13 protein-coding genes and 1 pseudogene are annotated in these 10445 nt (G+C 44.7%); 8 read left to right on the top strand and 6 right to left on the bottom strand.

Going from position 1 to position 10445, the window contains the following annotated elements:
- Positions 1–143: 143 nt before the first annotated feature.
- The 6 genes from JGK22_RS31135 to radA form a co-directional block, all read right to left on the bottom strand.
- A complete protein-coding gene (locus JGK22_RS31135; RefSeq protein WP_293180327.1) occupies positions 144–560 on the bottom strand; it encodes a TIGR02588 family protein in 417 nt (138 codons plus the stop codon).
- Positions 557–1411, bottom strand: a complete 855-nt coding sequence (locus tag JGK22_RS31130; protein WP_293180324.1) for a TIGR02587 family membrane protein — start codon at positions 1409–1411, stop codon at positions 557–559. Before JGK22_RS31130 ends, JGK22_RS31135 begins: the two co-directional genes overlap by 4 nt.
- A 386-nt stretch (positions 1412–1797) precedes the next feature.
- Entirely contained in the window at positions 1798–2331 is a 534-nt protein-coding gene (locus tag JGK22_RS31125; protein ID WP_293180321.1) for a hypothetical protein, read from the bottom strand.
- Positions 2332–2709, bottom strand: a complete 378-nt coding sequence (locus tag JGK22_RS31120; RefSeq protein WP_293180318.1) for a hypothetical protein — start codon at positions 2707–2709, stop codon at positions 2332–2334.
- Between the two features lie 113 nt (positions 2710–2822).
- Positions 2823–3053, bottom strand: coding sequence for a type II toxin-antitoxin system prevent-host-death family antitoxin (locus tag JGK22_RS31115; protein WP_293314424.1), 231 nt, complete (start codon positions 3051–3053; stop codon positions 2823–2825).
- A gap of 45 nt (positions 3054–3098) precedes the next feature.
- The gene (gene radA / locus JGK22_RS31110; RefSeq protein ID WP_293180312.1) at positions 3099–4655 is read right to left on the bottom strand and encodes a DNA repair protein RadA; all 1557 of its coding nucleotides are present in this window, start codon (positions 4653–4655) and stop codon (positions 3099–3101) included.
- Positions 4656–4819: 164 nt separating this feature from the next.
- Between radA and rpaB the strand changes: the two genes are divergently transcribed.
- From rpaB to JGK22_RS31070, 8 genes and pseudogenes are all read left to right on the top strand, one after another.
- The gene (rpaB, locus tag JGK22_RS31105; RefSeq protein WP_071587789.1) at positions 4820–5551 is read left to right on the top strand and encodes a response regulator transcription factor RpaB; all 732 of its coding nucleotides are present in this window, start codon (positions 4820–4822) and stop codon (positions 5549–5551) included.
- A complete protein-coding gene (locus tag JGK22_RS31100) occupies positions 5548–5712 on the top strand; it encodes a hypothetical protein (protein ID WP_293219964.1) in 165 nt (54 codons plus the stop codon). The genes rpaB and JGK22_RS31100 overlap by 4 nt, the downstream gene beginning before the upstream one ends.
- A 121-nt stretch (positions 5713–5833) precedes the next feature.
- A complete protein-coding gene (locus JGK22_RS31095; RefSeq protein ID WP_293180306.1) occupies positions 5834–6475 on the top strand; it encodes a cofactor assembly of complex C subunit B in 642 nt (213 codons plus the stop codon).
- A 141-nt stretch (positions 6476–6616) separates the two neighbouring features.
- On the top strand, positions 6617–6781 hold the full coding sequence (locus tag JGK22_RS31090; RefSeq protein ID WP_293206235.1) for a hypothetical protein: 165 nt from the start codon (positions 6617–6619) through the stop codon (positions 6779–6781).
- A gap of 233 nt (positions 6782–7014) precedes the next feature.
- Complete coding sequence (locus JGK22_RS31085) at positions 7015–7470, top strand: pyridoxamine 5'-phosphate oxidase family protein (protein WP_293180300.1); 456 nt, start codon at positions 7015–7017, stop codon at positions 7468–7470.
- A 53-nt stretch (positions 7471–7523) separates the two neighbouring features.
- Positions 7524–8486: a cation-transporting P-type ATPase gene (locus JGK22_RS31080; protein ID WP_293214276.1), complete on the top strand. Its 963-nt coding sequence runs from the start codon at positions 7524–7526 to the stop codon at positions 8484–8486.
- Between the two features lie 99 nt (positions 8487–8585).
- Positions 8586–9851: a transposase gene (locus tag JGK22_RS31075; protein WP_293180293.1), complete on the top strand. Its 1266-nt coding sequence runs from the start codon at positions 8586–8588 to the stop codon at positions 9849–9851.
- A gap of 142 nt (positions 9852–9993) precedes the next feature.
- A pseudogene (locus tag JGK22_RS31070) lies at positions 9994–10314 on the top strand (cation-translocating P-type ATPase C-terminal domain-containing protein); the annotation flags it as partial.
- Between the last annotated feature and the right edge of the window lie 131 nt (positions 10315–10445).

The following is a 10445-nucleotide window of genomic DNA, read 5'->3' as shown; positions in this document are numbered from 1 at the left end:
TCTCAAAAAGGTGAGGTATGACTGACAGGTTATATAACCACTGAAACCAAGAGGGCCCAAGCCCAACAACGTCCGCGAATCTTTCTGAGAACCGCTATATCAATTGACTTTTGATATATTGAAACTCCCGAATCTGAGCTTTTTTAAGGCAATTGATAACTGCTCGATCGCACAATCAATTCACCTTGACTGGGGTTGCGGCTGAAGATAAAAGCTCCTTCTTTAGTTTCACCGCTTGACAAAAAATCAATTTGCTGATCTCCAGATTCCAAGACTTCGCCCTTGACGCGCAGTTCCGCTACAACTTGCACTGATTCTGCCGTTTCGCCGCCCGTGTTAGTAACTTTAAACGGTACGTAAAATTGCCCTTTGGTGGCGCGAATTGGCTCGTTGCGAGTCACAGAAATCACAGGAGGTTCCTGTTTTTTAGTCACCCAGTTGTAAAGTACGAGTCCGGTGATGGTAGACAGGATCGAACAGGCGATCGCAAATGTTACCCATTCAGCAAAAGTTCTTTTTTCCGGTTGTTCCATTTTACTTTCGGCATTACTGTCACTCATACCGCCAACCTCCCCGCCGCGCCGCCAACAGTCGCCGGCAATCCCAATACTAACGTATAGCCCAACCAAACAGACCAAGGGTCGTCAAAGCTGAGTTTGTGGAAGAAAAACAACATAAATGCAGAAGCCACCAGCGATACTAAATACGCCATCACAGTTTCGCTGAGGGGACGCTGAAAAATTCCTCGCTGCTGCTGGCGTTTTGCTTGAGAAGTAAAGTCGGCTGCGAATACAATACCGTAGGAAATTAGCAGCGAAGCGGCGATAATTGCTAATTGCCAAGGTGGCGAAATAGCTGCCGCTAGCATGGGAATTTCGTCAGTTGGGGCGATGTTGAAAGCAATTATCATCGCGCCAATTAAAGTAGCACCGATATCTGCTAAAGTGGGATTAATCATCGGTTCGCTGTCGCTGTCTGAGCTTTGATAGCGATCGCCACTCAAGAAACCGCTTGCTAGGGCCACTCCCAAAGCAAAGGGCAAGCCTTCAAAGATGATTTTCCCCAAAGCTTGTTGCAGCGGAGTATCCGGCGTAATTTCCCGGAGCAAAAACAGGATAACAGCGGCGCAGACAATGCCAATCGCGATCGCTTCTACGGTATCGATTGCAGCATCCCGCCACCGGATGTCCTTAGTTTTGCGAAAGCCTTCAGTGCGAGTCAGCAAGAAAACGACGATAAAAGTAGTTATAATGGCGATCGACATTTGCGCTGGTTTAGTAGAGGAACCGATCCACCAAACCTCCATCGTATACAGCAGCGGAATCCCGAACAAAAATCCGCCAGATGCACCTCGAATGATATCGTTTAGTTCATTTGACCACTGATTTTTACGTCTTTTTGACTTGTTCATATTTGAGTGAAAACGCGCCTCTAAAAATTGGGAAATTAACTATTTTTTAAACATTCTCTATAATACAATATTTATGGTATTCTTTCTCTAACCCGGGACAGAGATTTTATATTATGTCATGTCCGATTACGCGCAATAAAAAAGGTTTGTAGTGAGGACTTTAGTCCTCGGAATGGATGCGGACTAAAGTCCTCACTACAAACCAATATAGCAGAATTTTCCTCTTCTGTATCAGTTGTTTCTTTCACCAGAACAATAACTCTGACTTCTTGGTTAGCTGCTAAGTATTTTAAGATGGTATCGGGAAATTCTATTTTCCCGCCCTCTGTGACTTTTGCTGGAAACTCGTAGGCTTTCGTGATTGTTATATCTGGTTTTTTACAACATTATGCAGTTTGTGATTTAGTTTCTATTTGCTTAACTTGATTCTGCAACCTTTCAACTTCATCAATTAACTGCAACACTGTAATTGCAATATCAGGTCTAACTTCAGGTTGGGCAGTATTGTCAATCTGTGACTGTGCCCACTTTTGCAGTTGCTTTAACTTTGTTAGTTTGCTAAAGACAGGATTTCCATCATGTTCAGCAATACTAGCAACTTCCTGACTAAATGCAACTAACCTAGCAAATAGTTCATCCTTCCACGAACCTGCAAAAATGCGCTGATTCACTGTATAATGTACCTGGTTAGGATCAGTGAATGTCACTTGAGGATTAGCTAAAAACTTATTATCTAAACCTTGTGATGAATCAAATGTTTCGCAAACACTATTTAATATTTGTGTGAATTGTTCCTGTTCTTCAACTGTCAGCAGACGCTCAAACAACACAGTATGAGTATGTGCAGTAATGCCATTATCTGTAGTTGTACGATTTGTAGAACGAATTTTTAAATCGTTCATGGTGTAATTGTTTTTCATTTATCCTGCTTCCTGGCAAGGTTGAAAGTCAGCTTTTTCATTTAAAAAATCAAAGGCATTAATTGAAAACCATATTTGCTGTGCGGAGAACATCACATTGGCAATTGGCTCAATTCTAGCTTCTCCTCTATCCAGCAGATAGTTTAATTCTACCACAGGCAAAGACATTTCAATAACTGTGCAGCCTAAATCGTCTAAACCTGGTGATAGGGCAGCAAAGAACCAGGCTACTTCTGGATCTAACGCAGCGTACCAACCTTGACCTAATTGTACAGGCTGAGTTTGCAAAACTAGCAAGCGATCGCCATTTAACCCGTTATTCAAAATATCCAATGCACTCTCAATATCTGTACCGTGATAGAGTGTTACGATTGCCATAACTATGACTTGAATAAGTGTGGTTATTCGCAATCGTCTCATAATGTTTGTTGCTAAACAACGATATTTTTTTTCTTTTGATCGTGTTTAGGCATGAGTGTTGAACAACAGCCTCATGATCTGTACTCCTTAAATTCTTCTAGAGGTTCGTCAAAATCATCGGACATCCACACCATTCCTTTAGCACTCCCTGCTTGCCGATTCGGTTTAGCTTGTTTGGGAATTCCTACCAATTTTACAACAGGCTGATTATCTTTACTAATGGCAACTTCTTCACCTCTCATCGCCGCTTCGATTAATTCCAGAAGTTTTTCTTTAGCCTCAACAATGTCTACTTGATACATAACTTGTGCCTCCTTAATATCAATTTACAACATCACCATTCTAACTCAATTCGATAAATCCTCTTCCTCCAAATCAACAGATTGTACTTCCATATCATCCGACTGCAACTGAGCAGGAGTAGCCGGAATCGCTGCAATAATTGCATCTATCACTCTAGCCACCGGAATAATTTCCATCCCCAAATCTGGCACGGATTGATTCTTAGGAATAATCGCCCTTTTGAAACCCAATTTCGCCGCTTCCCTTAGCCGTAACTCTAATTGCGACACCGGCCGCACTTGTCCGCCCAAACCGACTTCTCCGAGCAAAACTGTGCGCGCATCAATTACCCGATCGCGAAAACTGGCCACAACTGCGATCGCCACCCCCAAATCCGCCGCCGGTTCCTCCACCTTCAACCCGCCTACCGACGCCACAATCACATCCAATTTAGACAAAGGAATCCCCACCCTTTTCTCCAAAACAGCCAAAATTTGCTGCAATCTACTACTATCCACACCAGTAGTAGAACGGCGTGGCGCACCAAAACTTGCAGGGCTGACTAACGCCTGAATCTCCACTAAAATCGGTCGAGTTCCCTCGCAAGCAACAGTCGTCGAAGTACCCGGAGAAAATTCATCTTTATTGCCTAAAAACAACTCCGACGGATTATCTACTTCTCGCAAACCATTGGCTACCATTTCAAAAACACCGATTTCGTGAGTCGCGCCAAAACGGTTTTTCATCGATCGCAAAAGGCGATGAGAAGCAAAGCGATCGCCCTCAAAATACAGTACAGTATCTACCAAATGCTCCAAAACCCTCGGCCCCGCCAAAGATCCATCCTTAGTAACGTGACCAACCAAGAATAAAGTAATATTTTCCCTTTTTGCAACCTGCATCAAAGCAGACGTACATTCCCGTACCTGAGCCACCGAACCCGGAGCCGATGTTAAATTAGCAAAATAAATAGTTTGGATGCTATCAATCACCGCCACATTCGGTTTCAGCGCTTCCAACTCCCGCAAAACAACTTCTAAATCCGTCTCTGGAAGCAAGTAGAAATTCTCCGCTGAATTGTCCTGGGAATCCGTTTTAGCCTCCCCATTGCTATCAGATATATTTCCGCCATTGCTTGACAAATTAACCGGATTAGCCACGCCCAAACGCTGCGATCGCAATTTTACTTGCTGACCAGACTCCTCCGCACTAACATAGAGTATTCTATCCTTGCGCGCCAACATATTCGCCATCTGTAATAGCAGCGTCGATTTCCCGATTCCCGGTTCCCCGCCAATCAACACCAGCGAACCCGGAACAATCCCACCTCCCAAAACTCGATCGAGTTCCCCATAGCCAGAAGGCCAGCGAGACTGAGTTTGGTCGGAAATCTGCGATAATCTAAAAGATACCTTTGGTTGACCCTTCGACTTATCAGGAGGCGAACCGCCCACTGACTTAGTTGTCACCCCAGTCAAACCAGCCCGTGGCCCACCAGCAGTATGTGGTTCTAACTGCTCGTCAAAAGAATCCCACTTGTGACAGCTAGGACACCTGCCAAAATATTGTGGTGAATCATACCCACATTCCCGACAAATATATTGTATTCGAGGCTTAGGCATTGTTTACTATGATAAATAGTCACCCTAACATTTAGAAAAGTCTGAGTTAAAGCAATTATCAAGCTTTCAGACCGATCGCCATACACGATTCAATCTGTATATTCTATGATAGGGTACAAAAAATTAAGATTATCTGAAATGTAACTTAAGGAGTGCTCGGTAACTTGGAAAATCATAAAGAAAAAATTCTGGTAGTCGATGACGAAGCCAGTATCCGGCGCATTCTGGAGACTCGCCTTTCCATGATTGGCTACGATGTCGTCACCGCTGCTGACGGTGAAGAAGCTCTCGAAACATTTCGCAACACCGAACCCGACTTAGTAGTTTTGGACGTGATGATGCCGAAGCTCGACGGTTACGGCGTGTGTCAGGAGTTACGCAAAGAATCAGACGTACCCATTATCATGCTAACCGCTTTGGGAGACGTAGCCGATCGCATCACCGGTTTAGAATTGGGCGCCGACGATTACGTCGTCAAACCTTTCTCTCCCAAAGAGCTCGAAGCCCGCATCCGTTCGGTACTGCGCCGGGTTGACAAAAACGGCGCTTCAGGCATTCCCAGTTCTGGAGTCATCCACGTAACTAATATTAGGATTGACACCAACAAGCGCCAAGTTTATAAAGGCGACGAACGAATTCGGCTCACAGGCATGGAATTCAGCTTGTTAGAACTGCTTGTCAGCCGTTCTGGAGAGCCTTTTTCGCGATCGGAAATTTTGCAAGAAGTTTGGGGATACACGCCAGAACGCCACGTAGACACCCGCGTTGTGGACGTTCACATCTCCCGGCTGAGGGCAAAGTTGGAAGACGACCCCAGCAATCCTGAATTAATTCTCACCGCCCGCGGCACCGGCTATCTATTCCAGCGCATTGTCGAAATTGGCGAAGTCGGTTGACAGTTGACAGTTGGCAGTTGGCAGTTGACAGTTGGCAGTTGGCAGTTGGCAGTTGGCAATTGGCAGTTGGCAATTGGCAGTTGTTAAATTATCAACTACTCCTTATAAAACTTAAGCATAGGTATCCAGAAACCGGGTTTTTCAACCAAAATACTGGTTAAAACCCTCAATCTCGGTTAAAAACCCGGTTTCTTGGTGAGCGAGTGCATCAAAGCCTAAATGACAACTATCAACCATCAACTGTCAACTATCAACTGTCAACTGTCAACTATCAACTGACCAATGACAAAATCTGATCCAAATAAAGTATTGCGGCAATTACCCTTAGTTGCGGGAGGGTTAGCAGGTACGCTGCTGGTGGTCAACCGCTTACTGACAGAGCAAATTACAGACTCTCAAACTCGATCGGACGTTTTGGGAGTAATTATCAGCGCCCTGCTGATTTTAACAGGTTTGCTGTGGCAACAGGTGCAAGCGCGATCGCCCGATTCGGTACAGCTTACCGGCTCTGAAGGCTTCGAGCTGGCGCCGGATTTGCCCGATGCCGTCAAGCTAGAATTAGCCTGGGCGTCGCGTTTGCTGTTGACAAATACGGCCACAAGGGCGATCGTCATTGTATATCAAGGAAAAGTCTTATTGAGGCGCGGCATCTTAGGCATCAATCCCGAAGTCAAGCCAGGGCCAATATTGCAGCGAGTGCTCGACAAAAACAAACCAGTTTATTTAGTAAAGCTCGATATTTATCCCGGCAAAATCGAATTCGACTATTTGCCAGAAAATACCCAAGGAGTGATCTGTCAGCCGATCGGCACTCAAGGCGTATTAATATTAGGTGCTAACGCGCCGCGCAGCTATACCAAGCAAGATGAAAATTGGGTTGAAGGCATTGCCGAAAAACTAGAAAATACCCTCAACCAATTTTAGATTTTAGATTTTAGATTTTAGTTGGTAGGGTTTTGGTGCCCGCAGCTTCGGCTAGAGACAGTCGTAGGGTGCGTCAGAATACGTTATTGTCTCAATCATGGAAAAGCTATTTTCTGACGCACATTCTATCACGAGATGGCGATGGGTGGAGTTGCAGGGGTAGGTCAAATTCAGTTGTTGCAACCATTTTTGACGCTGCTGGCTTCGGCTATTTTGCTTGGTGAGACTCTGGAGCAGATCGCCCTAATCACCGCTTGTTTAGTCGTAGCGAGCGTAGCTGTGGGTAAAAAAACAGCAATTAAGTAATGAGAATTAAATAACTTACAATTTAATGATTCTTGTGGGATGGGCAGGAGAACCCGTACAGAAAGGACGGGTTCTTCTGGCCTATCCCACTTTCAAGAGTGTAAATTATTTAATTTGCGTTCCTAAGCGGGCAGAAGATTTGTGAGGATCTCGACTATATCTAATGACAGATGTAAACCGTGGACTATTTCTATTGAATACTACTAATTAACTAAAACTTTAGGAAAATAGTAATGTTAGATATTGATGAAATGAGTTCAAAAGAAATACACGAACTCCTACACACAGTAGGATACGGTCATCTGGGCTGCATCCACGAAGGCAAGCCCTACGTGATACCCATGAATTATTATCTCGAAGCAGATGACATTTACCTGTTTACCACGATCGGCATGAAGACTCACGATCTTGATGCGAATCCCGAAATTTGTTTGCAGGTTGAAGAAATACGCGAGCCTCTTCATTGGCGCAGTGTTATTGTCAATGGTCGAGCTTTGCGCGTGACTGAGCAAGCAGATCTCGATCGAGTAATGCACCTCGTCAAAGAGCGCAATCCCATGCTATCACCTGCGATCAATCGCACTTGGATTGATAGTCAGGGACGTTCCGAGGCGATCGCAATTTACCGCGTCCACGAAACTGAAATCAGCGGGCGCACCACTGATGGAGTCAGCAGTAAGAAGCCATAGGAGCACTCTTGTCAACCGTGCAGCAAACTTATGAGGCAACTTGTTGACTTTTTATGGCATCTCATTCGCCTATTTGGACACTATCAACTCAGCAAGTCTACGAAACTCTTTCAACTTCCCAAAAGGGACTTTCAGAAGCAGAAACAGCAATCAGAATTAAGCATTACGGGTTTAATGAACTGCCCGAACCAGCGAAGCGATCGCTATTACTCCGCTTCACCGATCAGTTGACTCATTTCATGGCTCTCTTGCTCTGGGTTGCAGGTGGACTGGCTTTTGTCTCGGGTACACCAGAACTCGGCTGGGCAGTCTGGGCTGTGATCTGGATTAATGCCGGTTTCAGTTTTTGGCAAGAATTCCAGGCAGAACAAGCGTTAACAGCACTCAATAAAATGTTGCCCGCGCGAGCCAAAGTCTATCGAGATGGGACGCTAGGTGAGATTCCCGTCAGGGAGATGGTTCCGGGAGATGTCTTGCAATTGGAAGAGGGCGATCGCATCTCTGCTGATGCCAGACTGGTTTCGGCTCAGTCTTGTTATGTCGATGTCTCGGTGCTGACTGGAGAATCGCTGCCGGTTGCCCGATCGGCGGAACCTGTAGCCACTGAAAAGATGCGTGCCTCCGAATCAAGCAATCTGGTTTTTGCGGGTTCTACCGTTGCGGCAGGGCGTGGATTAGCGGTCGTGTACGCTACAGGAACTCAGACCGAGTTTGGTCAGGTTGCCCATCTCACTACAACGGTGAAACGAGAACCCAGCACCCTGGAAGTTCAAATCAACAGCGTGGTGCACGTCATCACGGCGATCGCCCTGGGCATGGGTGTTTTGGTGTTTCTGCTGACTAACCTGTTGGTGGGTATGGAACTCAAGGAAAGCTTCATTTTTGCGATCGGGATTATTGTGGCATTTATAAAAAAACATTCGGCAAGCGGAAAACTCAGAGGCTTCAGCCCGCTCGATGTAAGCGGCACGGGTGGTTTCAACCGCCGTGAATTTTTCTTAATTCTTAACACTTGAAAGCAGAGAAAGACGTTAAAATACAAACTAAGGAGGTGAACCAGATTGCTAACAAACTATGTTTATAAGTTGCGACCCAATCAAACACAATCATCAAAAATGTCGGATTGGATAGATATGCTGCGAAGCCAGTATAATTGGTGCTTGAATGACAGAATCTGTCAGTACAATCAGCAGTTTATCCAGGGTAACTACTGTGACATCAGAACAAAAAGCGAAGCTTCACCATTGACCTGCTTCGTAAGTAAAAGTGGCGCAACCGGAAATCCTTGGAAAGATTCTAAGTTTGACTTTGAAGGTAAGCGTCGAAATCCTCGTCGAAGTGCTGGTGACATTCAGATTACAGCATTACCTGAGTTAAAAATGGCTAGACCTTGGTATAGTAGAATAGACTCAACAGTTTTACAACAGAATGTTAAACGCTTAGACATTGCCTACAAAAACTTCTTTGAAGGTAGGGGTTTTCCTAAATTCAAGAACCGCAGTAATTTTACATCTTTTACTTATGCGATGGGGGTGAAAATTAAGGGCAATAAAATCTACTTACCTAAACTGGGATGGATGCGGTTTCACAACTCTCGCTCAATCCCAAGTGGTTTTACCATCAAGGCTTGCACAGTTAGGAAACGACAGAATGATTGGTATGTTTCCGTGAGAATAGAAGATAAGTCTGTACCTGAATACAGCCCCAAAGCTCTCGGTAACAATCCCAAAGTAATCGGTTGCGACTTAGGACTCACTAAACTGGTTCATCTTTCTGATGGCTACCAAATTGAGAACCCTAGATTTTCAACCAACAAAAAAGCTAAACGTACTCTGAAAATTAGACAGAGACGGGTTAGCCGCAAAACAAAAGGCAGTAAAAACCGCAAAAAAGCAGCTATCAAAGTTAGCAGATTTCATCAAAAAATTGGTGATAAACGCCAAGCGTATCAATGGAAAACTGCGAATAAGATTGTATCTAGAAGCATTGATGCAATCGCCTTAGAAGATTTGAATATCTCTGGGATGATGCGCCGATGCAAGGTAAAAAGTGATGAGAAAACTGGGAGGTTTCTGAAGAATGGGCAATCCAGGAAAAAGGGATTGAATCGTGCTATCTCCGATGCAGGCTGGGGCGATTTAGGATTAAAGATTGAGTATCTGGCTGCAAAGCAAGGAAAAATCGTAATTAAAGTTAATCCTAAGCACTCTAGCCAAGAATGCAGAAATTGCGGTCATATCGACCAGGAAAATAGAGATGAAGAAAAGTTTATCTGTGTGGAATGTGGATATCACGAACACGCCGATATTGGTGCTGCAAAAACTATCAGAGATCGAGCTTTGAGAATGGTACGTGGGCCAGGACGCGAAACCTGGTGTTGAACACCTAAACGCCCAAAAGATATCAGCACCCTCTATGAGCAAACGTGCTGAGTTTGGGAACCTGAGCAATCAGGATATTAAGACCGCAATGTCTTAAGAATCTCAGTCGCTTCAGCGCTGAGAGTGTCAACATCAAGCCACAACTATGACGCTGGCGGCGATCGTAGCCTGCCAAATTGGAAACGTTTTCGCCTGCCGCAGTGAGCGCACTTCAATTTTTCGCTTGGGCTTCTTTAGCAACCCTTTAATCTGGTTAGGAATTGCGGTTGAGTGCGTACTGATTCTATCTATTATCTATTTCCCACCTTTACAAAAAGTCTTTGCGACTGCACCGCTATCGACCTGGCAATGGTCGCTGCTAATCGTCTGCCCACCATTAATACTAATCGCTGATGAAATACGAAAGAAAATTGTTTACAGTTCAGCTAAAAAGATTGAGGTTCTTGTGAAGAAGCCAGTTTGAACTCACATTTTGCACCATTCTCAATTACTTGTTTAGGAACAGGCAAGATGCCTGTTTCACTAAAGAGTGAATTTCTTGTGGAACAGGCATCTTGCCTGTTGCTGACAATTAGGAACAGGCAAGATGCCTGT

The organism is Microcoleus sp. PH2017_08_TRC_O_A, from assembly GCF_020738665.1.
In the GTDB taxonomy this organism is placed as follows: Bacteria; Cyanobacteriota; Cyanobacteriia; order Cyanobacteriales; family Microcoleaceae; genus Microcoleus.
Note: the sequence above shows the minus strand (reverse complement) of the source record. Positions and strands in the feature narration are given on the sequence as shown.

What these genes read in the sequence shown, in the direction of transcription:
- JGK22_RS31135 (WP_293180327.1), bottom strand. Translation starts at nt 560, where the DNA reads ATGAGTGACAGTAATGCCGAAAGTAAAATGGAACAACCGGAAAAAAGA.
- JGK22_RS31130 (WP_293180324.1), bottom strand. Translation starts at nt 1,411, where the DNA reads ATGAACAAGTCAAAAAGACGTAAAAATCAGTGGTCAAATGAACTAAAC.
- JGK22_RS31125 (WP_293180321.1), bottom strand. Translation starts at nt 2,331, where the DNA reads ATGAAAAACAATTACACCATGAACGATTTAAAAATTCGTTCTACAAAT.
- JGK22_RS31120 (WP_293180318.1), bottom strand. Translation starts at nt 2,709, where the DNA reads ATGGCAATCGTAACACTCTATCACGGTACAGATATTGAGAGTGCATTG.
- JGK22_RS31115 (WP_293314424.1), bottom strand. Translation starts at nt 3,053, where the DNA reads ATGTATCAAGTAGACATTGTTGAGGCTAAAGAAAAACTTCTGGAATTA.
- radA (WP_293180312.1), bottom strand. Translation starts at nt 4,655, where the DNA reads ATGCCTAAGCCTCGAATACAATATATTTGTCGGGAATGTGGGTATGAT.
- JGK22_RS31095 (WP_293180306.1), top strand. Translation starts at nt 5,834, where the DNA reads ATGACAAAATCTGATCCAAATAAAGTATTGCGGCAATTACCCTTAGTT.
- JGK22_RS31090 (WP_293206235.1), top strand. Translation starts at nt 6,617, where the DNA reads ATGGGTGGAGTTGCAGGGGTAGGTCAAATTCAGTTGTTGCAACCATTT.
- JGK22_RS31085 (WP_293180300.1), top strand. Translation starts at nt 7,015, where the DNA reads ATGTTAGATATTGATGAAATGAGTTCAAAAGAAATACACGAACTCCTA.
- JGK22_RS31080 (WP_293214276.1), top strand. Translation starts at nt 7,524, where the DNA reads ATGGCATCTCATTCGCCTATTTGGACACTATCAACTCAGCAAGTCTAC.
- JGK22_RS31075 (WP_293180293.1), top strand. Translation starts at nt 8,586, where the DNA reads ATGTCGGATTGGATAGATATGCTGCGAAGCCAGTATAATTGGTGCTTG.